This window comes from Actinomadura rubrobrunea NBRC 15275 (assembly GCF_001552235.1).
GTDB classification, from domain to species: Bacteria; Actinomycetota; Actinomycetes; order Streptosporangiales; family Streptosporangiaceae; genus Spirillospora; species Spirillospora viridilutea.
The window spans coordinates 1-24,846 of record NZ_BCQU01000094.1 but is presented as its reverse complement, the minus strand read 5'-3'; the positions used below and the strand labels follow the sequence as shown (position 1 = coordinate 24,846).

At 74.6% G+C, this 24,846-nt stretch carries 20 protein-coding genes; 14 read left to right on the top strand and 6 right to left on the bottom strand.

Translation table 11 applies throughout. From position 1 onward, the window contains the following. Positions 1 to 124 precede the first annotated feature (124 nt). The 8 genes from AR3_RS23830 (at position 125) to AR3_RS23795 (ending at position 8,961) form a co-directional block, all read left to right on the top strand. Positions 125 to 1,180: a phosphotransferase enzyme family protein gene (locus tag AR3_RS23830; RefSeq protein ID WP_067917003.1), complete on the top strand. Its 1,056-nt coding sequence runs from the start codon at positions 125 to 127 to the stop codon at positions 1,178 to 1,180. A gap of 87 nt (positions 1,181 to 1,267) precedes the next feature. Continuing rightward, entirely contained in the window at positions 1,268 to 2,032 is a 765-nt protein-coding gene (locus tag AR3_RS23825; RefSeq protein WP_083951853.1) for a class I SAM-dependent methyltransferase, read from the top strand. An 86-nt stretch (positions 2,033 to 2,118) separates the two neighbouring features. After that, positions 2,119 to 3,195: a hypothetical protein gene (locus AR3_RS23820; RefSeq protein WP_217998726.1), complete on the top strand. Its 1,077-nt coding sequence runs from the start codon at positions 2,119 to 2,121 to the stop codon at positions 3,193 to 3,195. Next, positions 3,192 to 4,286, top strand: coding sequence for a hypothetical protein (locus AR3_RS23815; protein ID WP_067917000.1), 1,095 nt, complete (start codon positions 3,192 to 3,194; stop codon positions 4,284 to 4,286). Before AR3_RS23820 ends, AR3_RS23815 begins: the two co-directional genes overlap by 4 nt. 69 nt (positions 4,287 to 4,355) lie before the next feature. Then, positions 4,356 to 5,822, top strand: a complete 1,467-nt coding sequence (locus AR3_RS23810; protein WP_067917012.1) for a hypothetical protein — start codon at positions 4,356 to 4,358, stop codon at positions 5,820 to 5,822. Then, positions 5,819 to 7,204: an AAA domain-containing protein gene (locus AR3_RS23805; protein WP_227023319.1), complete on the top strand. Its 1,386-nt coding sequence runs from the start codon at positions 5,819 to 5,821 to the stop codon at positions 7,202 to 7,204. The genes AR3_RS23810 and AR3_RS23805 overlap by 4 nt, the downstream gene beginning before the upstream one ends. 183 nt (positions 7,205 to 7,387) lie before the next feature. Further along, entirely contained in the window at positions 7,388 to 7,903 is a 516-nt protein-coding gene (locus tag AR3_RS23800; RefSeq protein ID WP_067916998.1) for a hypothetical protein, read from the top strand. A 263-nt stretch (positions 7,904 to 8,166) separates the two neighbouring features. Then, positions 8,167 to 8,961, top strand: coding sequence for a thioesterase family protein (locus AR3_RS23795; protein WP_227023318.1), 795 nt, complete (start codon positions 8,167 to 8,169; stop codon positions 8,959 to 8,961). A 110-nt stretch (positions 8,962 to 9,071) separates the two neighbouring features. On the opposite strand, the gene AR3_RS23790 is transcribed toward AR3_RS23795, so the two are convergent. The 4 genes from AR3_RS23790 to AR3_RS23775 form a co-directional block, all read right to left on the bottom strand. Next, positions 9,072 to 10,667: a coiled-coil domain-containing protein gene (locus AR3_RS23790; RefSeq protein WP_227023317.1), complete on the bottom strand. Its 1,596-nt coding sequence runs from the start codon at positions 10,665 to 10,667 to the stop codon at positions 9,072 to 9,074. Positions 10,668 to 10,772: 105 nt separating this feature from the next. Continuing rightward, positions 10,773 to 14,753: an ATP-dependent RNA helicase HrpA gene (gene hrpA, locus AR3_RS23785; RefSeq protein ID WP_067916996.1), complete on the bottom strand. Its 3,981-nt coding sequence runs from the start codon at positions 14,751 to 14,753 to the stop codon at positions 10,773 to 10,775. Between the two features lie 409 nt (positions 14,754 to 15,162). Beyond that, positions 15,163 to 16,068 carry an SDR family oxidoreductase gene (locus AR3_RS23780; RefSeq protein WP_067916994.1) on the bottom strand — a complete coding sequence of 302 codons (906 nt, stop codon included), beginning with the start codon at positions 16,066 to 16,068 and terminating at the stop codon, positions 15,163 to 15,165. Further along, on the bottom strand, positions 16,065 to 16,919 hold the full coding sequence (locus AR3_RS23775; RefSeq protein ID WP_067916992.1) for an SDR family oxidoreductase: 855 nt from the start codon (positions 16,917 to 16,919) through the stop codon (positions 16,065 to 16,067). The genes AR3_RS23780 and AR3_RS23775 overlap by 4 nt, the downstream gene beginning before the upstream one ends. 64 nt (positions 16,920 to 16,983) lie before the next feature. Here AR3_RS23775 and AR3_RS23770 point away from each other — a divergent pair, with 64 nt between their 5' ends. The 4 genes from AR3_RS23770 to AR3_RS23755 are packed head-to-tail and all read left to right on the top strand — an operon-like array spanning position 16,984 to position 20,412. Next, positions 16,984 to 17,748 carry an enoyl-CoA hydratase family protein gene (locus AR3_RS23770; RefSeq protein ID WP_067916989.1) on the top strand — a complete coding sequence of 255 codons (765 nt, stop codon included), beginning with the start codon at positions 16,984 to 16,986 and terminating at the stop codon, positions 17,746 to 17,748. Next, entirely contained in the window at positions 17,745 to 18,605 is an 861-nt protein-coding gene (locus tag AR3_RS23765; protein WP_067916988.1) for a CoA transferase subunit A, read from the top strand. The genes AR3_RS23770 and AR3_RS23765 overlap by 4 nt, the downstream gene beginning before the upstream one ends. Beyond that, complete coding sequence (locus tag AR3_RS23760; RefSeq protein WP_067916986.1) at positions 18,602 to 19,333, top strand: CoA-transferase subunit beta; 732 nt, start codon at positions 18,602 to 18,604, stop codon at positions 19,331 to 19,333. Before AR3_RS23765 ends, AR3_RS23760 begins: the two co-directional genes overlap by 4 nt. Then, positions 19,330 to 20,412 (top strand): NAD(P)H-dependent flavin oxidoreductase, encoded by a 1,083-nt coding sequence (locus tag AR3_RS23755; protein WP_083951841.1) that lies wholly within the window; start codon positions 19,330 to 19,332, stop codon positions 20,410 to 20,412. Before AR3_RS23760 ends, AR3_RS23755 begins: the two co-directional genes overlap by 4 nt. A 29-nt stretch (positions 20,413 to 20,441) precedes the next feature. On the opposite strand, the gene AR3_RS23750 is transcribed toward AR3_RS23755, so the two are convergent. Beyond that, positions 20,442 to 21,062, bottom strand: a complete 621-nt coding sequence (locus AR3_RS23750; protein WP_067916984.1) for a TetR/AcrR family transcriptional regulator — start codon at positions 21,060 to 21,062, stop codon at positions 20,442 to 20,444. 123 nt (positions 21,063 to 21,185) lie between these two features. On the opposite strand from AR3_RS23750, the gene AR3_RS23745 reads away from it, so the two are divergent. Continuing rightward, on the top strand, positions 21,186 to 21,770 hold the full coding sequence (locus tag AR3_RS23745) for a peroxiredoxin-like family protein (RefSeq protein ID WP_067916982.1): 585 nt from the start codon (positions 21,186 to 21,188) through the stop codon (positions 21,768 to 21,770). A 21-nt stretch (positions 21,771 to 21,791) separates the two neighbouring features. Here AR3_RS23745 and AR3_RS23740 read toward each other — a convergent pair whose 3' ends face one another. Beyond that, positions 21,792 to 22,805 carry an aldo/keto reductase gene (locus AR3_RS23740; RefSeq protein ID WP_067916980.1) on the bottom strand — a complete coding sequence of 338 codons (1,014 nt, stop codon included), beginning with the start codon at positions 22,803 to 22,805 and terminating at the stop codon, positions 21,792 to 21,794. 270 nt (positions 22,806 to 23,075) lie between these two features. Here AR3_RS23740 and AR3_RS23735 point away from each other — a divergent pair, with 270 nt between their 5' ends. Beyond that, complete coding sequence (locus tag AR3_RS23735; protein ID WP_067916978.1) at positions 23,076 to 24,743, top strand: long-chain fatty acid--CoA ligase; 1,668 nt, start codon at positions 23,076 to 23,078, stop codon at positions 24,741 to 24,743. The last annotated feature ends 103 nt before the right edge of the window (positions 24,744 to 24,846 follow it).

The window sequence follows — 24,846 nt, the reverse complement described above, 5'->3', positions numbered from 1 at the left end:
GGCGGGCGCTGCCGGCGGGCCGGTCGCGCGAGGCGGCGGCGCCGCGGGTTCCGCTTCCACCGCACCGGGCGGACGTGTAGCGTCGGTTCGTGAACATCCGTTCGAGTGCCACCGAGGTGCTGGGGTGCCGACGTCACAGAGCGCTTGCGACACCGAGCTTCCGCCGCGGCTGCTGAAGCGCTGGCCGATCGGTGCGCCGAGCGGCGCGCCGTCGCCGGTGGCCGAGCGGCCCGGCCGCCGGCGCTGGCGGGTGGACACCGCCGACGGGGCCTACCTGCTCACCGAGTACGCCGGCGTCGACCGGCGCGCCGTGCTGTTCCAGCACGCGGTGACGACCGGGCTGGACGCGGCGGGACTGCCGGTGCTGGCCCCGGTGCCCGCGCGCGGCGGCCGCACCCTGGTGTCCTCGGCGGGACGCGCGTACGCGCTGCACCCGTGGGTGGCGGGGCGTCGGCGCGACGGCCTGGAGCTGACGTTCGCCCAGTGCGAGCGGCTCGGCGAGCTGCTGGGCCGCCTGCACGCCGAACTGGACCGGCTGACCCCGCCGGTCCAGCAGAGCATGCTGATCCCCACGCCGCGCGCCGCCGACGCGATCGCCGCCGTCGACCGGATGCTGGACGCGCTGCCGGGCGACGGCACCGACTTCGACGCGCTCACCGCCCGCCGCCTGCGCGAGCGCCGCGAGCTGCTCGTCGAGTTCGCCGACCACCAGCCGCCGGAGATCGAGGCCTGCACGGTCGGCCACCTGCACGGCGCCTTCCACGCCGGGAACCTGCGCTACGGCGGGGCGGGCAATGTGACGGCCGTGCTCGGCTGGGACGCGCTGACCACCGGCCCGGTCGCCGGGGAGGTGGTGCGCGCCGCCGCGTCGCTGTTCGCCTCCGACGACGAGCCCGGGATCGACCTGGACCGGGTGCGCGCGTTCGTCCGCGGCCACCGGACGGCCTTCCCCCTGGACGCGGGGCAGATCCAGTCGGCGGTGCATCGCGCGTGGTGGGAGCGCCTGTGCGACGTGGCGCCGCTGCGGCAGCGCTACCTGGGCGACGGCCGGGCGGGCGACCGCGCGTCCGCCGGTCCCGCCGGGCTGGTCGCCTGGTGGTCCGCCCATCTGGACCGCACCCTCGACCTGTTCGCCTCCCCCTACACTGACGTCCCCGACGAGACGCCCGCCTACGGCTGACCCCCAGAGTGCGCCCTCCCCCTCGGGACCGGTCGCCGGCGCCGGCGGCGATCAGCCGCACCGCCCGTCCGCACGGTGCCGCCGCTCATGCCGTCCGCCCTGGCATGCGGGGCCCGCAGCGGGAAGGTCCGGCGCCTTCTCGATGATCGCTATCGTGTGGGCTCTCCGACGACCACGACGGCCGCGCCCGGCCCCCGGCGGCCCACCCCCCGAAGGAGAGGACCCGTGGCCCTTTCGACGTCCCCGGACCCGGTGCACGACTACTGGAACCACAACACGCACTACCACGACGTGGTGCTGAGCGCGGTGCCGCGCGGATGCCGCGCGGCCCTCGACGTGGGGTGCGGTGACGGACTGCTGGTCCGGCGTCTGGCGCCGCGCGCCGAGCACGTCACCGGCATCGACGCGTCCGCCGAAATGATCGCCAGGGCGCGGGAGCTGAACGCGGGCGTGGACAACGTCGAGTTCGTCGAGGCCGACTTCCTGGAGCACGACGTGCCGCGCGAGCACTTCGACTTCGTGTGCAGCGTGGCGGCCATTCACCACATGGACTTCACCGCGGGCCTGACCAAGATGCGCGACGCGCTGCGGCCCGGCGGGAGCCTGGCGGTCATCAGTCTGGCGAGCAACGGAGGAGTCGCGGACCTGCTGTACGGCGCCGCGGGCCTCCCCGCGCACTACTTCCACCGGTGGCGCAACCGCCGCCGCGTCGGGAACCCGGGCGCGCCGATCGTCGACCCCAGCATGACCTGGGCCCAGGTGCGGGACGAGGCGCTGCGGCTGCTGCCCGGCGCGCGGTTCCGCAGGCACGCGCTGTGGCGCTATTCGATCGTGTGGCGCAAGCCCCGCTGACGCCTCCCGCCGCGCTCCCCGACGCCTGACACTCCAATCACTGGAAAACACTGGAATTGTCGGGAAGCTGCGTTAGTCTCACCCGCATGCCACCGTCACCCGACGCGCTCACGCCCGATGCGCTGGAAGAGCGCATCGCCGAGCTGCGCGCCGCCGTCCGGCGCGCGATGGCGGCCGGTGACCGCGGCCTGGCGCGCACGTTGCGGGCCGAGCTGCGCCGGGCCGAGCGCGCCTGGGACGAGGCGGTGCTCGGCGACGACGACGGCCACCCCGACGAGCGGCCGCGGACCGGCGCCGAGCGCGGCCTGCTGCCCGTGCGGGAGCAGGTCCACCAGGCGCTGACGCTGCTGGGCGTCCCGGCCGCGCCCAAGCTGATCGGGTCGGTGTACGCGGCGTTCTTCCCGGGCGAGATCCCGGGCGCGCGGCTGACCAGCCTGCGCCGCGACGAGGAGCGCTCGTTCCGCGCCGCCCCCTACGCCCGCCCGTACTATCTGTGCGCCGGACTCACCGCCGACCTGCTCGCCGCGGCCCGCGGCCTGGTGACGGTGAGCACGTGGCCGCTGGAGCGGCGGATCGTCGGGCCGCTCAGCCCGCGCACCGACTTCCTCACCGCGGCGCTGCGCGTCGCCGAGCACGCCGGACGCGGCGACGCGGCGTCGTCGCCGCAGGTGCGCCGGCTGCTGTGGCGGTTCGCGACCAACATCCCCGGCGCGACCGACGTGCGGACGACCGGCGGGATCGGCGTCGTGGACCCGGCGGTGCTGGCCGAGGCGGCGCGGGCCGAGCTCGACGTCCACGAGGAGGCCGACCGCGACCAGCGCAGGCAGGCCGCCGAACGCGCCCGCGCGCAGCTCGACGACGTCGAGCTGCTGTTCGGCACCCGCCTGCGGGCGATGCGCACCGCGGCGGGCTCCCCGCCTGCGGCCGCGCCGCGTTCCCGCCGGGCCGCCGCCTCGCGCACGGGCACCGCGGCCGCCCGGAAGGCAGCGTCCGGGCGCCGCTCGTCCGCGTCCGCCTCGGCCGCCAGGCGCGGCAGGTCGGCGACGAAGCCGTCCGGCGGCGGACCGGGCGGCGAAGCGACACCCCGCACCTCCCGCCGGACGAGCGGCCCGGTCCCGCCGGGACGCCGCCCGGACGGCGCCAGCAACGGAGACGACCGATGACCGACACCGCACTGGCCCTGGAGCGTCTGCGCGGCGGCGCTCCCCCGCGCAACCACGACGCCCGCACCATCGCCGCGCTGACCGCCAACCCCGGCTGCGCGCGGCGCGGCGTGATGGACGCCGCCGGAGTGGACAAGGACGCCGTCGCCCGCGCCCTCGGGTTCCCGGCGCAGTTCGGCCAGTCGCAGTTCGCCATCACGCGCGGCAACGCGTTCGAGGCGAAGGTGAAGGCCGACGGCTGCGCGGAGCTGCTCACCCTGCTGCGCGACCGGCTCGGTCTGACGGTGCCCGAGGTCTCCTACGCCGACCTGGAGGTGGTGGGCGGCAACGAGGGCCGCGAGCTGCGCTACACGAGGACGCGGCGGCTGCTGGCGCGGGCGCTGGAGTCGGGCGAGGGCACGCTGTTCGACCATCCGCTGCTGCGGCTGGACATCGCCGGCCAGCCCGCCTACCTGGAGCCCGACGTCATCGCCTTCCAGCTGGGCGGGCGCTTCCACGTCATCGAGATCAAGTCGTTCGCGGTGATCGACGGGCAGGCCGAGCCCGACCAGGTCGCGGCGGCCGCCCGCCAGTCCGCGGTGTACGTGCTGGCGCTGCGCCGCCTGGTGACCGAGCTGGGCGCGCCCGCCGACCGGGTGTCGCACGAGGTGTTCCTGGTGTGCCCGGAGAACTTCTCCAACCGTCCGACCGCGTCGCTGCTGGACGTGCGGCCGCAGCTGGCGGTGCTGGAGCGGCAGCTGGCGCGGCTCACCCGCGTCGACCGGATCCTGGAGACGCTGCCGGACGACCTGACGTTCGCGCCCGGCGAGGCGCTCGCCGACGCGGTGCGCGCGGTCGAGGCGCGCTACGCGCCCGAGTGCATGTCCACGTGCGAGATGGCGTTCTTCTGCCGGGACGAGGCGCGCGCGTGCGGGTCGACGGGCGCGCTCGGCCGGTCGGTGCGCGACGACCTGGGCGGAGTGGAGTCGATCGGCACCGCGCTGGCGCTGGCGGACGGCACCATGGAGCCGACGCCCGACCTGGCCGAGACCGCCGCGCAGCTGCGCCTCGCCGCGCGCCTGCGCCGCGAGGCCCTGGACGGTGCCGCATGACCGGCCGCCCGCGGACCGCCGTGGAGGGTGCGCGCCGATGAGCGCCTCGAAGGCAAGCGGGAGGCGCGCATGAGCGCGCTGACGTCGCTGGCGCAGCTGCAGGCGGTGGCGACGGGCCGGGCCCAGCCGATCGCCACGGTGCGGCACTGCCATCTGGCCGAGGCGCCGCTGGTCATGGTGCCGTTGAAGCTGGCCGGCGAGGCGGCGGCGCCGCTGGCGATGATGCTCGGCACGCGCCCGTCCGATCCGACGCTGCTGGTGGTGCCGCAGCCGCGCAACCGCGACCTGCGGTTCGCGTTCGCCGCGGACCTGGCCAAGGTGGTGCTGGACCACATCGAGGCCAGCCGCGGGTCGGTGGAGCAGCTGCCGCCGGGACGCGACGGCGAGGAGCGGACCCGCTACAGCGACGCGCCGCAGCTGCTGGTGCCCAACCGGGGCGGGGTGGCGTTCCTGCGGCTGCTCGGCCGTTCCACGCGCTTTCGCCGCACCGAGGGCCCGTACGCGGTGGACGCGGCCGTGCCGGCGCTGGGACGGTGGCTGACCTGGTTCGGCGAGCGGCACGACCATCCCGGCAGTTCGCTGCTGCTGGCGATGACCGAGGTGCTGCGGCTGCACTGGGCGACGGGGCAGAGCGCGGTGGAGGACGGCAACCTGGCCGCGCTGCTCGGCTGGATCGACCCGCCCGAAGGGATGGACGGCCCCGCGGCGGCCGCGCGCGCCGAGGATCCGGTGGTCTGTCCCCCGGCCGGTCCGGCGACCGACCCGACGTTCGACAACGAGGTGCTGGCCCCGGCGATGGCGGCGTACCAGCAGAACGCGCCGCAGGCGGAGGAGAAGATCCGCGCCGCGTTGGAGAGCCAGCTCGCCCCCACCTGGGAGCTGATGTGGCGGGGCGTCCGGCTGCTGCGCGCGCTGCCGGAGGGCGCCAGCGTGCCCGCCCGCTGGGAACGCGACCGCGACGCGTTCACCCATTTCCACCAGACGTTCGGCGAAGGCTACCCGCAGGCCCGCCGCGACCCGCCGGTGCGGGCCGCGCGCCGCCTGCACGAGCTGGAGCGCGCCCAGGAGAGCTACGAGGCCCAGCGCGCGTTCGACGATCCGCTGGTGATGGCCGAGCACCGGCTCGCGGGCGAGGCGTTCGGCGGGGTGGTCACCGAGTGCGACCCGACCCGCCTGGACGAGACGGGCAAGCGTCCCCGGCTGCGGCCCCGCCTGTGGGTCCGCACCGAGGACCCGGTGCGGCTGGAGCCCGGCACGACGGTGTGCAGCGCCGACCGTCCCGCGCTCAAGGGCCGGGTGGTGAAGCTGGCCGAGGGCGCGGTGCTGCTGGAGCTGACGGGCGGGATGGGCCGCAGGCTGACGCCCGAACCCGGGACGGTCCCGCAGGTCGGCGACCGGGTGTGCTTCACGTCGCGGGTCGCCGACTCCTGGGGCGTTGCCCGGTTCCCCGACCGGGAGGAGACGCCGTGGACGCACGGCGGCCCGACCGAGGACTACGTGCCCACCGACGAGGACGCCGCGGAGGAATGGTCATGACGGACGGCACGGTCATGACGGGCGCGCGCCCGTCCACCGCGGGCCCGCTGCACGCGGTGCCCGCGCCGCGGGAGGACCCCGACCCGTCGGTCGCCGCCGCCCGCGTCGTGGAGGCGGTGCTGGCCGACCTGGCGGGCGAGCACCGCGGCGTGGTGGTCGACTCCCCGCCCGGCGCGGGCAAGTCGACCCTGGTGGTGCGGGCGGCGGCGCACCTGGCCGAGGCCGGGGAGCGGCTGATGATCGTCGCGCAGACCAACGAACAGGTGGACGACCTGATCGACCGCATCGCCGGCAGGCATCCGACGCTGAGCATCGGGCGGCTGTCGGCGTCCGCCTACGCCCCGTCCGAGCGGGTCGCCGCGCACCCGTCGGTGCGGGTCGCGCAGAAGGCCGACGACCTGGCCGACCGCGACATCGTCATCGCCACGGCGGCCAAGTGGGCGACGCTGGCGGACGGGTCGTGGCCGTGGGCGATCGTCGACGAGGCGTACCAGATGCGCTCGGACATGCTGCTGCGCATCGCCGCGCGGTTCGAACGGGCGCTGTTCGTGGGCGACCCCGGGCAGCTCGACCCGTTCTCCACCGTGGAGGTGGAACGGTGGGCCGGGCTGACCTGGGACCCGATGCGCAGCGCCGTGGCGGTGCTGCTGGCGCACAACCCCGACCTCCCGGTGCACCGGCTGCCGGTGTCGTGGCGGCTGCCGGCGTCGGCGGCGCCGCTGGTGTCGGAGGCGTTCTACCCGTTCACCGGATTCCGCGCCGGCACCGGGCCGGAGGACCGGCGGCTGGAGTTCGGCGCGCGCGGCATGGGCACCACCTACGACCGGGCGCTGGAGGAGGCCGCCGCCACCGGCTGGGCGCTGTACGAGCTGCCCGCCCGGCACACGCTGCGCACCGACGCCGAGGCGGTGCGCGCGACGGCGGCGCTGGCGGTGCGGCTGCTGCAACGCGGCCCGGTCGCGCACTCGGAGCTGGGCTCGCGCCCGGTCACGGCGGACCGGGTGGCGATCGGCGCCGCGCACCGCGACCAGGTCGCCGCCATCCGCGCGGCGCTCGGCTCGCTGGGCGCGGGCATCACCGTCGACACCGCCAACCGGCTGCAGGGCCGCGAGTACGACGTGACGATCGTGCTGCACCCGCTGTCGGGGCGCCGCGACGCAACCGCGTTCCACCTGGAGTCGGGACGGCTGTGCGTGCTGACCTCGCGGCACCGGCACGCGTGCGTCGTGGTGGCCCGCGCGGGGATCCCCGAGCTGCTGGACGCGCATCCCTCCACCGAGCCGGTGCACCTGGGCGTGCCGGTGAAGTTCCCGGACGGGTGGGAGGCCAACCAGTCCGTGCTGGCGCACCTGGCCGCCCACCGCGTCACCGCCGACGCCTGAAGGCCGGCGCGCCCCGGCCGCCCGCGGCGGCGGGACGAGTGTGCTCGAAACACCCGCTGACCAGCGCGGTCGTGGGCGCCTTGCCCGGGCGGCCGACCGTCGGCACGCGCGCTGCCCGGCGGACGAACACGGTCGCGGCCGGATACTGTGAGAGCCGGTGCCTCAGCGAACCGGGGGAGGGACATGGAGGACATCGGCTTCATGTGCGCCCGCTGCGGCGGAGAGGTGCACGACGTGACGCACAACCGCGAGGGCGTGCTGGACGGCATCGGCTACCGGCACAACCGGCGGGTGGAGCCGTGGGACCACGAGCTGGAGCTGGCCGTGGGCACCCCGGAGCAGCGCGAGCGCGCCTGCGACTTCTGCGGCTGCCCCGGCCCGCGCTGGCTCTACTACCCCACCCTGGACCCCGAGGACACCGACAGCTTCGAGGTCGAGCTGGACACCACGGACCTGTCCGACGACGACACGGCGGTGGCCGTGCTCAACATGCTCTACCCGTGGTACGCCTGCGACACCTGCTCGGTGCTGGTCGCCGACCGCAACATCGAGCAGCTGATCGCCCGCGCGCTGGAGCACACGCCCGTGCCCGAGGACGGCCCGGTCGACGAGGCCACGGTCCGCGCCCGCCTCACCGGGTCGCTGTCGGTGTTCTTCACCACACGTCCCGGCCGTCCCCAGCCGTCCCGCGCCCTGTGACCCCGCGCGGCGACCGCCGCCGGGCGCCGTCGCCCTGACGGAAGAGGCCGACGGCCTCCTGTACGACACATCAGAAATCCGCCCGCCTCCGGGGGAGCGGGCTTATCGGAAATTGGTCCGTGCCATGGCGGACGCCGTCCGCTCGCGCGATGTACCGCCGTTCGTGATCGATACCCCGCAGGTCACCCTGCGTGCGGAAGTGTCGGCGCGGCTCACTATGATCGGCGGGGTTTTCATGCGAAAGCGGACTCCGGGGGATCGAGTTGATCATAGAGAAGCGGTTCCAGGGGCCCGACGGGTCGGGCAACGGCGGCTATGTCGCGGGACTGCTCGCCGGTCGCCTGTCCACCGACACGGTCACCGTGACACTGCGCCGTCCGCCGCCGCTCGACACCGAGCTGCGCGTGACCGTGGAGGACGAGCGGGGGCTCAGCGCGCGGCTGTGGCACGGCGAGACGCTGATCGCCGAGGCGCTGGCCGGGGCGATCGTGGTGCCGCCGGCCCCGGCCGTGCCGTACGAGGCCGCCGTGGAGGCGGCCCGCGGGTACCTGGGCGTCGACGACCACCCGTTCCCCCGCTGCTTCGTGTGCGGCACCGACCGCCGGCCCGGCGACGCGCTGCGACTGATGCCCGGCCCGGTGGCCGACGGCACCGTGGCGGCGCCGTGGACGCCGTCCGAGGAGCCCGGGCCGGAGCTGGTGTGGGCGGCGCTGGACTGCCCCGGCGCGTGGTCGTTCGCCGAGCCGGGCCACGGCCGTCCTTCGGTGCTGGGCACGATGACCGCGCAGGTCACCGGGGTCCCGGCCGCCGGCGAGCGCTGCGTGGTCGTGGGTCTGGCGCGCACCCGCGAGGGCCGCAAGACCCATGCGGCGACGGCGCTGTACGGGGCGGACGGCCGCCTGCTCGGCCGCGCCGAGCAGATCTGGATCGAGGTCGATCCGAGCCGTTTCGCGCCGCCCGCCGCCTCCGCGGCCGCCGAACCCGAGACGGCCGCTCCGGCGGGCGGCGACGCGCCGGAGACCCGCCCTTCGGCCGAGCACTGCTCGTCGGCGTCCTGACCTGACCGGCGGCGCGCCCGCGCTCGCCGAACGGCGTCCCTGCGCGCGGCCGTTCCCGCTCCGGCCCGCGGGCGTGCGCACGTGCGTTCACGGGCCGAAGCGCGCGGGCGTCACGGACCGGTGAACAGCGGGTCCTCGCGGTCGGCCCGGACGGTGCTCTGCGGCCCGCTGGACGTCGCCGGGGCGCCGCCGGGCACGGGCGGGCTCGCCGGCGGAGGCGCGGTCTGACCGCCGGTCTGGGCCGCGGGCCGCTCGCCGCTCTGCTGCGACTGCTGCGAGGCGCCGGCGAAGAGCTGGTGCGCGCCGAACTGCGGCGGGTGCCCCGTGGCGGGCGGCGGCGGGGCGGGCACGAAGTTGGACGCGAGGGTGCCCTGGGTGAGCTGGTCGATCTGGCGGCGCGCCCGGTCCGCCTCGGCGCGGGCCGCGTCGCGCTCCTCGGCCAGCGCGGCGAGCGCGGCCTGCTGGTCGGCCACCGACTGCGCGAGCTGGCGCAGCTGCATGGCCTGGTCGTTCACCTTGGCGGCCAGCTCGTCGCGCTCGGCGGTGGCCTGCCGGGCCTGGGCGAGCGCGGCGTCGCGCTCCTTGACCGCCTCCTCGGCGCGGGCGTTGGCGCGCACCACCTCGGCCTCGGCCTCCGACTGGGCGCGCAGCGCGGCCGCCCGCTCCGCCTCGGCCTTGGCGGCGGCCTGCATGGCCCGCTGCCGCTGGGCCTCGCTGTCGCGCATGGCGGTGCGCAGGTCCTCCAGGCTCTGCTTGGCCGCGGCCGCCTCCGCCCGCTGGGCCTCCACGGCGCTCTCGGCCTCGGCGAGCTTGGCGTGCAGGGCGACCAGCTCGGCGCGGGTGTTCTCCAGCGCGGCCAGCAGCTCGGTCTCGCGGGCGGCGATGCGGTCGCGTTCGCTCTCGGCGGCCAGCTTGGCCGACACCGCCTGCTGGGCGATCTGGTGGGCCTCCTCCCAGGCCTGCTGGGCGGCGTCCCGCTTGGACGTGGCCAGCTTGGCGTCCTCGCGGGCCTTCGCGGCCTCCTTCTCGGCGTTCTCGGCGCGCTTGCGGGCCGCCATCACCTCCTGCCAGGCCTCCTCGGCCCGCCGCTGGGACGCGTCGCGTTCGCTCTGCGCGACGGCCAGCTCGCGGGCGGCCTCGGCCCGCACCTCGGCGATGCGCCGCTCCACCCCCGCCACGCTCAGCTCCTGGGTGAGCGACTCGGCGAGCAGGTCGGCGGTCCGCTCCAGGCGCTCCACCATCTCCCAGGTCGCGGCGACCTGACCGGTCAGGCCGGGCGCGTCCCGGCCGCGCTCGCGCCGTTCGCGGGCCTCGCGGGCGCAGGCGCCGTCGTTGTCCTGGCAGTAGCGGACGACGCGCACGGCCCCCACCGGCTGCGGCACCGGACGGCCGCAGTTGGCGCACGGCCAGACCGCGACGGGGTCGCCCACGCGAGCCACGGCCTCGTCCTTGGCGCGCGCGGGCGCGGAGCCTGAGGGCACGGCCGTGGACGAGGCCTCGACCGCCCGGGCGGTCTCGTCGGACGACGCCGCCTGGGCGTCCCCCGTCGCCGCCGCGTTGCGCGCGGCGGCGTCCTGCGGGGCGGCGCTCTCGGAAGCGGCGGGAGCGCCCTCGTCGGTCTGGGAGCCGGCCTCTGCGACAGCGGCTTCGGAGGTCACGGCCTGCCCCCCAGGACCGCTGTTGTCGCGCTCATCGCTCTTAGGCATGCATTGAACGATACGACCTACTCAACGTGACTGCAGTGACTTGTGGGGCACCCGGGATGATCGACACACGTCCTGACACGTCCCGACGCGGCCGGACAAGCACCGCTAAACGGCGATCTGCGCCATCGCCTTGCGGATGCGCTTGTCCGACACCGGCACGCGCGTGCCGAGCTGCTGGGCGAACAGCGACACCCGCAGCTCCTCCAGCAGCCAGCGGATCTGCCGGACCGCCTCCTCGTCGCGCCGCGCGGGCGGCAGCCGGTGCAGCAGCGCCTCGTACTCCTGCTCCACCTGGTGGACCTGGAAGGTGAGCTGCCGGTCGCGCCCCGGGTTCTCCGGCAGCTTGTCCAGCCGGATCTGCAGCGCCCGCAGATAGCGCGGCAGGTCGGGCAGGCGGTGCCAGCCCGTCGCGGTGACGAAGCCGGGACGGATCAGCCTGCCCAGCTGCTCGCGCACGTCGGTCAGCGCGGGCACCAGGGTCAGGCTCGTCGTGCCGCGCAGGCGCCGTTCGATCTCGTGGGCCTCGGCCAGGATCCGCGCGACGTGCGCCACGACCGCGGCGGTCGCGTCGTGCAGCTCGGCGCGCACGTGGTCGTACAGGCGGCGAAAGCCCGCCTCGTCCCACGCCGGTCCCCCGGCCTCGGCGATGAGGCGGTCGGCGGCGGCCGTGACGCAGTCGTCGAACAGCCTGGCCACCGAGCCGTGCGGGTTGTGGCTGAGCGCCAGCTTGGCCTGGTTGGACAGGTCCTTCTGGATCGACTTGACCGGCGACGTGCAGTTGAGCAGCACGAGGCGGCGCGTGCCGAGCCACATGGCGCGGCGCTGCTCGGCCTCGGTCTCGTACATGCGGACGGCGACGCTGTCGCCCTCGTCGGTCAGCGCCGGGTACGCCTTGACCTCGTAGCCGGACTGGCTGCGCTCGTAGGTGCGCGGCAGCTCCCCGATCGTCCAGTCGCGCAGCCCGGCGCGTTCGACGCCCTCGGTGGACGCGGCCTTGGCCAGCGTGCCGCGCATCGTGCCCCGCAGCTTGCGCTTCAACGCCTCCAGGTCGGTGTGCTCGCCCAGCACCCGGCCGCGCTCGTCCTCCACGCGGAAGTTCATGCGCAGGTGGGCGGGCAGGCGCGCCAGGTCCCAGTCCTCCCGTTTGACCGGCACGCCGGTCATGGCGGTCAGCTCGCGCTCCAGCGCGGCCAGCAGCGGCTCGGTGCGCGGCGCCAGCCGCTCCAGGACGCGCCGCGCGAAGTCGGGCGCCGGGACGAAGTTGACCCGCACCGGTTTCGGCAGCGACCGGATCAGCTCGGTCACCAGCTCGTGCCGCAGCCCCGGCACCTGCCACTCGAACCCGTCCGGCCGCACCTGGTTGAGGATCTGCACGGGGATGTGCACGGTGACGCCGTCGGCGTCGGTGCCCGGCTCGAACTGGTACGTCAGCCGCAGCCGCAGCGGCCCCTGCCGCCAGGCGTCGGGGTAGTCGGCCTCGCTGACCTCGTCGGCGCCCTCGTTGATGAGCATCGACTTCTCGAAGTTCAGCAGGTCCGGCTGGGTGCGGCGGGCCTTCTTCCACCAGGCGTCGAAGTGCCGGCCCGACACCACGTCCCGCGGGATGCGCTGGTCGTAGAAGTCGAACAGCGTCTCGTCGTCGACGAGGATGTCGCGGCGGCGGGCCCGGTGCTCCAGCTCCTCCACCTCGTCCAGCAGCGCCCGGTTGTCGTGGAAGAACCGGTGGCGGGTGTCCCAGTCGCCCTCGACCAGCGCGTGCCGGATGAACAGCTCGCGCGACAGCTCCGGGTCGATGCGGCCGTAGTTGACGCGGCGCTGCGCGACGATCGGAACCCCGTACAGGGTGACCTTCTCGTACGCCATGACCGCGGCCTGCTTCCTGGACCAGTGCGGCTCGCTGTAGCTGCGTTTGACCAGGTGCTGGGCGAGCGGTTCGATCCACTCCGGCTCGATGCGGGCGTTGACGCGGGCCCACAGCCGGGACGTCTCCACCAGCTCGGCGGCCATCACCCACCGCGGCGGCTTCTTGGCCAGCGCCGACCCGGGGAAGACGGCGAACTTGGCGCCGCGCGCGCCCAGGTATTCGACCTGCGGGCGCCGCCGCTGCCCGCCCTCGTCCTTCTTGCGGCCGTTCGGCCCGGACCGGCCCGGATCCTGCATCCCGATGTGCGACAGCAGGCCCGACAGCAGCGCCATGTGGATGCGGTCGGGGTCGGCGTCGGCGGTGTTGAGGGTGATGCCCATCCCCTTGACGACCTGCTTGAGCTGGGCGTGCAGGTCCTGCCACTCGCGGACGCGCAGGTAGTGCAGGAACTCCTCGCGGCACATCCGGCGGAACGCGCTGCCCGACAGCTCGCGCTGCCGTTCCTGCAGGTAGTTCCACAGGTTCAGGTAGGCGAGGAAGTCCGAGGAGGGGTCGGCGAACCGGCGGTGCTTCTCGTCGGCGGCCTGCTGGTGCTCGGCGGGCCGCTCCCGCGGGTCCTGGATGGACAGCGCCGAGGCGATCACCAGCACCTCGCGCACGCAGCCGGCCTCGTCGGCCGCAAGGATCATCCGGGCCAGCCGCGGATCGATCGGCAGCTGCGCCAGGCGGCGGCCCAGCGGGGTGAGCCGCTTGCGCGGGTCCTTCTCGGCGGGGTCGATGGCGCCGAGCTCGTGCAGCAGGTCCATGCCCGCCTTGATGTTGCGGCGGTCCGGCGGCTCGACGAACGGGAACGCGGCGATGTCGCCGAGGCCCAGCGCCGTCATCTGCAGGATGACCGACGCCAGGTTGGTGCGCAGGATCTCCGGCTCGGTGAACTCCGGCCGGGACTCGAAGTCCTCCTCCGAGTACAGCCGGATGCAGATGCCTTCCGACACGCGCCCGCAGCGGCCCTTGCGCTGGTTCGCCGACGCCTGGGAGATCGGCTCGATCGGCAGCCGCTGCACCTTGAGGCGGTGGCTGTAGCGGGAGATGCGGGCGGTGCCCGTGTCGATGACGTACTTGATGCCGGGCACGGTCAGGGACGTCTCGGCGACGTTGGTGGCCAGCACGATGCGCCGTCCGCCGTGCGGTTGGAACACCCGGTGCTGCTCGGCGGCCGACAGGCGCGCGTACAGCGGCAGCACCTCCGTCTGCGGGCCCCTGCGCCCCTTGAGATGCTTGGTGAGCGCGTCGGCGGTGTCGCGGATCTCCCGTTCGCCGCTGAGGAAGACCAGGATGTCGCCCGGCGCCTCCCGCGACAGCTCGTCCACCGCGTCGCAGATCGCCTGGATCTGGTCGCGGTCGGGGTCGGCGTGCGGGTCGTCCGGGTCGACGATCGGCCGGTAGCGCACCTCGACCGGGTACGTCCGCCCGGACACCTCCACGATCGGCGCGTCGTCGAAATGCTTGGAGAAGCGCTCCGGGTCGATCGTCGCCGAGGTGATGACCACCTTCAGGTCGGGCCGCCGGGGCAGGATCTCCTTGACGTACCCGAGCAGGAAGTCGATGTTGAGGCTGCGCTCGTGCGCCTCGTCGATGATCAGCGTGTCGTAGCGGCGCAGCAGCCGGTCGGTCTGGATCTCGGCGAGCAGGATCCCGTCGGTCATCAGCTTGACGAGCGTGTCGTCGCTGGACCGGTCGGTGAACCGCACCTTGTAGCCGACGGTCTGGCCCAGTTCGGTGCCGAGCTCCTCGGCGATGCGGTCGGCCACGGTCCGGGCGGCCAGCCGCCGCGGCTGGGTGTGCCCGATCGAGCCGAGCACGCCGCGCCCCAGCTCCAGGCACATCTTGGGGATCTGGGTGGTCTTGCCGGAGCCGGTCTCCCCCGCCACGATCACCACCTGGTGGTCGCGGATCGCCGCCAGGATGTCGTCCTTCTTCTGCGTCACCGGCAGCGCGTCCGGATAGGTGATCGCCGGGACGGCGGCGCGGCGCCGCGCCACCCGCCGCTCGGCGGCCTCGACCTCGGCGCCGATCTCCGCCAGCACCCGCTCGCGGCGCCGCTCGTCGCGCAGCTTCTGCACCCCGTCGAGGCGGCGGCGCAGCCGGTGCCGGTCGTACAGCGTCAGCTCGGGCAGGCGCGCGCGCAGGTCGGCGAGCGGCGATCTCACGGGCGTCCTCATTACCGTCGAACAAGTGGCGTACACGGCGGGACCGGGCGGCCGGTCGGGGCCGGACAGGGCGTTCCCGCAACCTTGGCACCGTAGCCGGACGACGCGCCCAGGGCGATCGGTTTTCCGGCCGTCTCAGCGCCTAACAACATCATCCACACGCCGCGCATTCCAGCGCCACCTGCCCCCTTGCCCCGCCCGGTCGGGCGTTGGGCGCCTCGGCCGCACCGCTGGTCTCGATCAGGTAAAACTTGGCCGCTCCTCGGCGTCAAGGCCCACGACGGCCGATCCGGCTCGCTTCGCGGACCCGTTCACCGGACGCCGCCTTGACACAGTAAGGTTCACCGAGAGCGCACGTCGATATACCCGTGGTGGCATCGGGGCTGCGGTCATGCGTCCGCGCAGTACGAGCCCGTCTCGTTCAGGCGCCGTAGACCGGCTCGGGCGCGGGCGCGCTGGACAGCAGGCCGGCGACGACGGCGTCCAGCTCGCACGGGTCCCAGCGGGCGCCCTTGTCGATCGCCGGGCCGTGCCGGAAGCCGTCCATGACGCAGATCCGGCCGCCCTCGACCTCGAAGACGCGGCCGGTGACGCCTCGGGACCGCTCCGAGCCGAGCCAGACCACCAGGGGCGAGACGTTCTCCGGCGCCATGGCGTCGAACCCGCCGTCGGCCGGGGGCGCCATGGTCCGCGCGAAGACCTCCTCGGTCATGCGGGTGCGGGCGGCCGGGGCGATCGCGTTGACGGTGACGCCGTAGCGGGCCAGCTCCGCGGCCGCCACCAGGGTGAGGCCGACGATCCCGGCCTTGGCGGCGGAGTAGTTGCCCTGGCCGACGCTGCCGAGCAGCCCGGCGCCCGACGAGGTGTTGATGACGCGGGCGTCCACGGCGCGACCCGCCCTGCTCTCGGCGCGCCAATGCCGCGCGGCGTGCTTGAGCGGCAGGAAGTGGCCCTTGAGGTGGACGCGCACGACCGCGTCCCACTCCTCCTCGGTGAGGTTGACCAGCATCCGGTCGCGCAGGAACCCGGCGTTGTTGACGAGGACGTCCAGACGTCCGAAGGCGTCCAGGGCCGTGGCGACCAGCGCGGCGGCGCCGTCCTCGGCGGCGACGTCGTGGACGCTGACCACGGCCCGCCCGCCGAGCTCCTCGATCTCCTCCGCGACCTTGCGGGCGGGGCCGTCGGCCGGGTCGCCGGTGCCGTCGCGGGCCACGCCCAGGTCGTTGACGACCACGGCGGCGCCCTGGCGCGCGAACTCCAGGGCGTGCGCGCGGCCGAGGCCTCGGCCGGCTCCGGTGACGGCCACGACGCGGTCCTTGCAGATCACTTGGCGTCCTCCCTGTCCGCGCTGTCGTTTCTGTCCGCGCTGTCGTGTCTGTCGGCGCTGCCGCCGGCGCCGTCGGGGGCGCCGGGCTTGTTGGCGGTGGCGGCGTCGAGGAAGGCGGGGCGCTCGCCGCCGCCGTGCACGAGCAGCGCCGATCCGGAGATGTAGGCCGCGAGATCGGAGGCGAGGAACACGCAGGCGGAGCCGACGTCGCCGTACGGGTCGGCGAGGCGGCCCAGCGGGACGGTGCGGGCCACGGCGGCGACCCCGTCCTCGTCGCCGTAGTGCAGGTGGGCGCTCTCGGTGCGGACCATGCCGAGGACGAGCGCGTTCACCCTGATGTCGGGGGCCCATTCGACGGCGAGCGAGGCCGCCAGGCTGTGCAGGCCCGCCTTGGCCGCGCCGTAGGCGGCCGTGCCGGGCGACGGCCGCACCCCGCTGACGCTGCCGATCATGATGATGGAGCCGCCGCCGGGACGGGCGCGCATGCGGGCCGCGGCGGCCCGGGCGCAGATCAGCGGGGCGGTCAGGTTCAACTCGATGATCTTGGCGTGGGTGCGGGGGTCGCCGTCGGCCAGGGGCAGGTACGGGGTGCCGCCCGCGTTGTTGACCAGCACGTCGACGCGGTCGAGGCCGTCCATGAACTCCTGCACGGCGTCCGGGTCGCGCACGTCGAGGGAGACGAAGCGGGCGGTGCGGCCGCCGGCGGACGGCAGGTCGGGAGGCTCGCGCCGGGCGACGGCGACCACGTCGGCCCCGGCCCGCAGGAACGCCCGGGTGATGCCGCGTCCGACGCCCCGCACTCCCCCGGTGACCACGGCGAGGCGGCCGCTCAGATCCAGCGTCAGCGACATCGGGCCCTCCCGGCGCTTTCCTGCTACCGTCTGTTCTAACAAATGTTTGGTGGAAAGGTAGCCCATGGGAGTCTCCACCACGACCCGCCCCGACGGGGTGGCCGAGATCGTCGTCGCCGCTCCCCCGGTCAACGCGCTCACCGTCCAGGGCTGGCACGACCTCGCCGACGCGCTGCTGGCGGCCGGGCGCGACCCGCGCGTCGGGGCGGTGGTGCTCCGCGCCGAGGGACGCGGCTTCAACGCCGGGGTCGACCTCAAGGAGATGCAGGCCGCCGAGGGGCACACCGCGCTGATCGGCGCGAACCGGGGGTGCTACGCGGCGTTCGCGGCGGTGTACGAGTGCGAGGTGCCGGTCGTGGCGGCGGTGCACGGGTTCTGCCTGGGCGGCGGCGTCGGGCTGGTCGGCAACGCCGACGTGGTCGTGGCCTCCGAGGACGCCTACTTCGGCCTGCCCGAAGTTGACCGGGGCGCGCTGGGCGCCGCCACCCACCTGGCCCGGCTCGTCCCGCAGCACCTGATGCGCGCGATGGTCTACACGTGCCGCACCGTCACCGCAGAGGAGCTGCACCGGCACGGGTCCGTGCTCGAGGTCGTCCCGGCGGAGAGGCTGCGCGACGCGGCGCTGGCCGTGGCCCGCGACATCGCGGCGAAGGACCGGTACGTGATCCGGCGGGCCAAGGAGTCGCTGAACGGCATCGACCCGGTGGACGTCAACCGCAGCTACCGGTTCGAGCAGGGCTTCACCTTCGAGCTCGCCCTGACCGGCGCGGGCGACCGGCACCGCGACGCCTTCGTCCGGGGCGACCGGGCCGCGAAGGAGCGCCGATGAGCAAGGTGATGACGGCGGACGCGGTCGCCGCGTCGCTGGACAGCGGCATGACGGTCGGGATCGGCGGGTGGGGCTCGCGCCGCAAGCCGATGGCGCTGGTGCGGGCGATCTGCCGGTCGCCGGTCACCGACCTGACGGTGGTGTCCTGCGGCGGACCGGACGTGGGGCTGCTGTGCGCGTACGGCAAGGTGCGCAGGCTGGTCGCGCCGTTCGTCACGCTCGACTCGATCCCGCTCGAGCCGCACTTCCGGGCGGCGCGCGAGAGCGGGGCGATCGCGCTGACCGAGTACGACGAGGGCATGTTCATGTTCGGGCTGTACGCGGCCGCGCACCGGCTGCCGTTCCTGCCGACCCCGGCGGGCCTGGGCTCGGACGTGCTGCGCGTCAACCCCGAGCTGAAGACCGTGCGCTCCCCGTACGCGGACGGCGGCGAGCTGGTCGCCGTGCCGCCGCTGACGATGGACGTCGCGCTGATCCACATGAACCGCGCCGACGCGCGCGGCAACGCCCAGTACCTCGGCCCCGACCCGTACATGGACGACCTGTTCGCCAAAGCGGCCGGCCGCACCTACGTCTCCTGCGAACGCCTGGTCGACACCGGCGACCTGCTCAAGGAGGGCCCGGTGCAGTCGCTGCTGATCAGCCGCATGCACGTGGCGGGCGTGGTGGAGACGCCGAACGGCGCGCACTTCACCGCCTGCGAGCCCGACCGCGGTCGCGACGAGGCGTTCCAGAGGCTGTACGCGCAGTCGGCGCGCGATCCGGACCGGTGGCGGGCGTTCCGCGACCGCTTCCTGTCCGGTGACGAGGCCGCCTACCAGGACGCCGTCCGCACCTGGCGGGAGGAGTCCCGATGAGCGCGGCGACGCGTGCCGAGGTGTGCGCGGTGGCGTGCGCGGAGCTGTTCCGCGGAGACGGGGAGATCCTCGCGGCGGCCGTGTCCGGCCTGGTGCCCGCGCTGGGGGCGCGCCTGGCGCGGATGACGTTCGAACCGGACCTTCTCACCACCGACGGCGGGCCGCACCTGACCGCCGAGCCGGTGCCGCTGGGCGCGCCGGCGGGGGCGGTGGAGGGCTGGCTGCCGTTCCGCGACCACTTGTGGCTGGTGCTGAACGGGCGCCGCCACGTGGTGCTGGGCGCGAGCCAGATCGACCGGTACGGCAACTCCAACATCTCCTGCATCGGCGCCTGGGAGCGGCCGGCGCGGCAGCTGCTCGGCGTGCGCGGCGCGCCCGGCAACACGCGCGTCAACACCACCAGCTACTGGATCCCCCGGCACTCGCCCCGCGTGTTCACCGAGAAGGTCGACGTCGTCAGCGGCCTCGGCGGCGACCGGGGCGCGTTCGAGCTGCGCGCGGTCGTCACCGACCTGGCCGTCCTCGACTTCGACACACCGGACCGGCGGATGCGCCTGCGGTCCACGCACCCCGGCGTGACGGTCGAGGAGGTCGTCGCGAACACCGGCTTCGAGCTGGTCGTCCCCGACGAGGTGCCGCAGACCCGCACGCCCGACGCCGCGGAGCTGCGGCTGATCCGTGAGGTGCTCGATCCGACGGGCCTGCGCGACCGCGAGGTCCCGTCGTGACCGGGCGGGCGGACGGGCGCGTCCTCGACACGCCGCTGACCCGGCTCACCGGCGTCCGGCATCCGGTCGTGCAGACGGGGATGGGCTGGGTGGCCGGGCCGCGGCTGGTCACGGCGGTGGCCGAGGCCGGCGGGCTGGGCGTGCTGGCGTCGGCGACCATGTCGCCCGCCCGGCTGGCCGAGGCGATCCGGGAGGTCAAGGACCGCACGGACGCCCCGTTCGGCGTCAACCTGCGGGCGGACGCCGCCGACGCGGGCGAGCGCGTCGACCTGATCATCAAGGAGGGGGTGCGGGTCGCCTCGTTCGCCCTGGCGCCGCGGCCCGAGCTGATCGCCCGGCTGAAGGACGCGGGCGTGGTGGTGATCCCGTCCGTGGGCGCGCGGCGGCACGCCGAGAAGGTCGCCGCGTGGGGCGCGGACGCGGTGCTGGTGCAGGGCGGCGAGGGCGGCGGGCACACCGGGCCGCTCGCCACGACGCTGCTGCTCCCCCAGGTGGTCGACGCCGTCGACATCCCCGTGATCGCCGCCGGCGGGTTCTTCGACGGGCGCGGCCTGGCCGCCGCGCTCGCCTACGGCGCGGCGGGCGTGGCCATGGGCACCCGGTTCCTGCTGACCGCCGACAGCCCGGTGCCCGACGCGGTCAAGCGCGTCTACCTGCGCGCCACCGAGACCGTGGTGACCCGGCGGGTCGACGGGCTGCCGCACCGGGTGCTGCGCAGCGACCTGGTGGACGGGCTCGAACGCTCCGGCCGCGTCACCGGCCTGGTGCGGGCGGTGCGCAACGCGGCCCGCTTCAAGAAGATCTCCGGCATGTCGTGGCGGGCGATGCTGGCCGACGGCCGGGCCATGCGCCGCGGCGGGGACCTGTCGTGGGCGCAGGTGCTCATGGCCGCGAACACGCCGCTGCTGCTCAAGGCCGCCATGGTGGACGGGCGCCCCGATCTGGGGGTCATGGCGTCCGGACAGGCCGTGGCGGTGATCGACGACCTGCCGACGTGCGCGGAGCTGATCGACCGGATCGTCCGCGAGGCCGCCGAGGCGATCGCCGCCCAGCAGACCCGCCTCGTCCCCCGGCCCTGAACGGCCAGGCCCCCGCTCGGCGGCCGACGTCAGCGCAAGGTCGCCTCTATTCCGGCGAGGACCGCGGCCAACCCTCCGTCGAACTCCTCTTCGGGCGTGACGCCCCGTGCGTGACGGGCGGTCTCGGCGAGGCGGGGGTGGGTGTCGTCCGGCAGGGCGGCGATCGCGTCGGTGCCCGCCCCCGACAGCGGTCCGAGGTGTTCGAGCTGGATGGCGCCGATGAGGTAGCCGAGCAGGCTCCGCAGCGCGATGACGCGGCGTCGTGCGTCGAATCCGGCCCCGGCCAGCGCGTTCGTCACCGCCTCCCCCCAGCGCATCAGGGCGGGCGAGCGGTGCCGGTGCGTCAGCGTCAAGGGGACGACGGCGGGATGCGCGGCGACCGCGTCCCGCACCCGCCGCACCAGCGCCGCGACCTGGTCCCGCCAGGGGAGGCCGGGCGGCGGGTCGGTGTCGACGGCGGCGAGCACCAGATCCACGACCAGCCGTTCCAGCTCGTCGCGGTCGTCGACGTACCGGTACAGCGACATCGTGCCCATGCCGAGCTCCTGGGCGACCGCCCGCATGGTGAGCGCGGGCAGGCCGCCGCGGTCGAGCACGGCGAGGGCGGCCTCGGCGATGCGGGTGGGAGTGAGCGAACGCGGACGCGGCATGACGGCCGGCAGCGTACCGCATACGCGTACGTCGGCCCAGGGCGCGCCGGATCCGGTATTGACAGCGTACAAGATACGCCTACCCTGTAGGCGTATCTTGTACGCCTACGCGTGGAGGTCCCCATGAACGCGTCCCGGCTTGCGGTCGGCTCGCCGGTCCCCGCCCGTGCGCTGGCCGCCGTCGGCGGCCCGCCGGTGTCCGTTCCCGACCCGGAACGGCTCGTCCACCTGCAGTTCCGACGCTTCGCCGGATGCCCGATCTGCAATCTCCACCTCCGGTCGGTGGCACGGCGGCACGGCGAGATCGAAGCGGCGGGCGTCAGCGAGGTGGCGGTGTTCCACTCCCCCGCCGAGCAGCTGCGCCCGTACGCGGCCGACCTGCCGTTCGCGCTCGTCGCCGACCCCGACATGCGGCTCTACCGGGAGTTCGGCGTGGAGGCCGCCCCACGCGCGCTGCTCGACCCGCGCGCGTGGGGGCCGCTTCTCGTGGCCGTCGGCCGCCAGCTCTGCCTGGCCGCCCTCGGACGCGACCGCGCCCCCGCCATCCGCCAGCCCAACGGGCGTCTCGGCCTGCCGGCAGACTTCCTCATCTCCCCGGACGGCCGCGTCGCCGCCGTCAAGTACGGTCGCCACGCCTACGACCAGTGGGCGGTCGACGACATCCTCGCTTTGGCCGCTGAAGCACGGCGCTCGGCCTCGGTCGGCTGAGCGCCGCCGCCGCGGCGCGGGTCAGTAGCGGGCGCCGACGGCGGCCGGGACGTCGTCCAGTTCGGCCAGGTCCTGCTCAGTGAGCTCCAGGTCGGCGGCGCCGGCGTTCTCGCGCAGGTAGCGCCGCTTCTTGGTGCCGGGGATCGGGATGACGTGCTCGCCCTGCGCCAGCGTCCAGGCGATGGCGACCTGCGCGGGCGTGGCGCCGCGCCGTTCGGCCACGCGCTTGACGACGTCGACGATGCGCAGGTTCTGCTTGAGCGCGTCCTCCTGGAAGCGGGCGTTGCGCCGCCGGTAGTCGTTCTCCTCGAAGTCGGCGGCGGTCACCGTGCCGGTGAGGAAGCCGCGGCCGAGCGGTGAGAACGGCACGAACACCGCGCCGTGGGCGGCGCACCACCCGACCACGTCGCCCGGCCCCTCGTCGCCCGCCACCGGTGCGCCGCCGACGAACCCGCCGACGATGCCGCCCGGCGCGCCCATCGGGTCCCGGGTCCACAGCGACAGCTCCGACTGGATCGCGGCGACCGGGTGGATGCGGTGGGCCTCCTCGGCCTGCGCCACCGTCACCTCCGACAGGCCCAGGTGCCGCACCTTGCCCTCGGCGACCAGCTCGGCCATGGCGCCCCAGGTCTCGGCCAGCGGCACCTCCGGGTCGACGCGGTGCAGGTAGTACAGGTCGATGACGTCGGTGTCCAGCCGCCGCAGGCTCTCCTCGGCCGAGCGCTTCACGTGCTCGGGGGTGCCGCGGGTCGCCATCCGCATGCGCTCGGGATCCTCGGCGACCAGGCCCGTCTTGGTGGCGAGCACCGCCTCGTCGCGGCGCCCGCGCAGCGCGCGGCCGACCAGGGTCTCGTTGTGCCCGGACCCGTACACCTGGGCGGTGTCCAGGAACGTGACGCCGAGGTCGAGCGCCTCCCGGATCAGCGCGACCGACTCGTCGTCGTCGCGCTCGGAGGCGCTGTAGGCCCAGCTCATGCCCATGCAGCCGAGGCCGACGGCGCCGACCTGCGTCCCGGCGAACGTGCGGGTCTTCAAAGGTCCTCCTGACAGACGGGTGCAGGGAGACGGCTTGGCATCGGGCGGCGCCGTGCCGCCCGTCGCCGCACCGCGGGATCACGCCGTCGATCCTTCCCGCTGTGACGGACCTCAGCCAGTGTCCGCCGAACCTGGGTCCGGCATCACCACCCTCGGCGCACCGTTGACGGCGCGCAACGGCCGCTCCTAACGTTTAACCGACCAGTCGGTATGTGCTCCTCGCCACATGGTCCGCCGCTGCACACGCGTCCCCACCCCCGGGAGAACGGCATGATCCAAAGCACGATGCAGGACTTCCCGCTCACCGTCGGCGCGATTCTCCGACACGGTTCCCGCGTCTTCGGGCGGAGCGAGTGCGTCACCTGGACCGGTTCGGGCGCGCGTCGCGCCACCTACGCGCAGATCGCCGAGAACGCCGGACGGCTCGCCGCCGCGCTGACCCGGCTCGGCGTGCGGGCCGGCGACCCGGTGGCCACCTTCTGCTGGAACCACCAGGAGCACCTCGAGGCGTACTTCGGGGTGCCCGGCATGGGCGCGGTGCTGCACACCCTGAACATCAGGCTCTTCCCGGACCAGCTCGCGCACATCATCGACCACGCCGAGGACCGGGTGGTTCTCGTCGACGACAGCCTCCTGCCGCTGCTGGCGCGCGTGGCCGGGCGGGTGCACAGCGTGGAGTCCTACATCGTGGTGGGCGACGGCGACGCCGAACCGCTGGAGAAGGCGCTGCGGGACGGGGGACGCAACGCCCGCGTGCTGCGCTACCGGGACCTGCTGGCCGCCGAGGACCCCGGCTTCGCCTGGCCGCAGATCGACGAGCGCGCGGCCGCGTCCATGTGCTACACCAGCGGCACCACCGGCGACCCGAAGGGCGTGGTGTACTCGCACCGGTCGACGTTCCTGCACGCCATGGCGGTGCAGTCGGCGTCGCTGGTCGGCATCACCGAGGCCGACCGGGTCCTGACGATCGTTCCGATGTTCCACGTGAACGCCTGGGGGCTGCCGTACGGGGCGATGCTGTCGGGGGCGTCCCTGCACATGCCCGGGCCGTTCCTGCAGCCCGAGCACCTCACCCGGTTCATCGCGTCCGAGCGCAGCACCGTGGCGTCCGCGGTCCCCACGATCTGGAACGGCATCCTGGAGTACGGCGCCGCGCACGAGATCGACCTGTCGTCGCTGCGCGCCGGCACCTCCGGCGGCGCGGCCGCGCCGCGCGCCATGCTGGAGCGCTTCGAGGAGCGGTACGGGCTGCGGATCATCCAGGGCTGGGGCATGACCGAGACCAGCCCGCTCGGCGGCATGGCGTTCCCGCCGCCCGGGGTGGAGCCCGGCACGCCCGAGGACGTGGACTGGCGGATGAAGTCCGGCCGGATCACCGCCGGCGTGGAGATGCGCATCGTCGACGACGCCGGACGCGAGCTGCCGTGGGACGGCGCGTCCGTCGGCGAGATCGAGGTCCGCGGGCCGTGGATCACCGGCGCCTACCACCGGGACCCGGCGCCGGAGAAGTTCCACGACGGGTGGCTGCGCACCGGCGACATCGGCACGATCGACGAGCGCGGGTTCTTCCAGATCACCGACCGGGCCAAGGACGTCATCAAGTCCGGCGGCGAATGGATCTCCTCGGTGGAGCTGGAGAACCACCTGATGGCGCATCCGGGCGTGCTGGAGGCCGCCGTGATCGGCGTGCCGGACCCGAAGTGGGACGAGCGTCCGCTGGCGTGCGTGGTGCGGCGGCCCGGCAGCGCCGTCACGGCCGAGGAGCTGGCGGCCTTCCTCGACGGCAAGGTGGCGCGCTGGCAGGTCCCGGAGAACTGGACGTTCCTCGACGAGATCCCCAAGACCACCGTCGGCAAGTTCGACAAGAAGCCGCTGCGGGCCTGGTTCCGTGAGAACGCCCTCCAGGTGGAGCGGGTGGAGCGGCCCGCGCGGAGCTGAGGCCGGGCCGCGACCCGCGCAAGCCTCAGGCCGTGGCGCCGTCCGCGTTCCGGCCGTCCTGGGCGGGGCGGCCGGGCGCGGCGGCGGCTTCGGCCGGCGCCGC

Coding starts and splice junctions, on each gene's coding strand:
- AR3_RS23760 (WP_067916986.1), top strand. CDS start 18,602: ATGAGCGCGGCGACGCGTGCCGAGGTGTGCGCGGTGGCGTGCGCGGAG.
- AR3_RS23825 (WP_083951853.1), top strand. CDS start 1,268: ATGCCGTCCGCCCTGGCATGCGGGGCCCGCAGCGGGAAGGTCCGGCGC.
- AR3_RS23810 (WP_067917012.1), top strand. CDS start 4,356: ATGAGCGCGCTGACGTCGCTGGCGCAGCTGCAGGCGGTGGCGACGGGC.
- AR3_RS23815 (WP_067917000.1), top strand. CDS start 3,192: ATGACCGACACCGCACTGGCCCTGGAGCGTCTGCGCGGCGGCGCTCCC.
- AR3_RS23735 (WP_067916978.1), top strand. CDS start 23,076: ATGATCCAAAGCACGATGCAGGACTTCCCGCTCACCGTCGGCGCGATT.
- AR3_RS23750 (WP_067916984.1), bottom strand. CDS start 21,062: ATGCCGCGTCCGCGTTCGCTCACTCCCACCCGCATCGCCGAGGCCGCC.
- AR3_RS23775 (WP_067916992.1), bottom strand. CDS start 16,919: ATGTCGCTGACGCTGGATCTGAGCGGCCGCCTCGCCGTGGTCACCGGG.
- AR3_RS23805 (WP_227023319.1), top strand. CDS start 5,819: ATGACGGACGGCACGGTCATGACGGGCGCGCGCCCGTCCACCGCGGGC.
- AR3_RS23820 (WP_217998726.1), top strand. CDS start 2,119: ATGCCACCGTCACCCGACGCGCTCACGCCCGATGCGCTGGAAGAGCGC.
- AR3_RS23770 (WP_067916989.1), top strand. CDS start 16,984: ATGGGAGTCTCCACCACGACCCGCCCCGACGGGGTGGCCGAGATCGTC.
- AR3_RS23800 (WP_067916998.1), top strand. CDS start 7,388: ATGGAGGACATCGGCTTCATGTGCGCCCGCTGCGGCGGAGAGGTGCAC.
- hrpA (WP_067916996.1), bottom strand. CDS start 14,753: ATGAGGACGCCCGTGAGATCGCCGCTCGCCGACCTGCGCGCGCGCCTG.
- AR3_RS23790 (WP_227023317.1), bottom strand. CDS start 10,667: ATGCCTAAGAGCGATGAGCGCGACAACAGCGGTCCTGGGGGGCAGGCC.
- AR3_RS23765 (WP_067916988.1), top strand. CDS start 17,745: ATGAGCAAGGTGATGACGGCGGACGCGGTCGCCGCGTCGCTGGACAGC.
- AR3_RS23745 (WP_067916982.1), top strand. CDS start 21,186: ATGAACGCGTCCCGGCTTGCGGTCGGCTCGCCGGTCCCCGCCCGTGCG.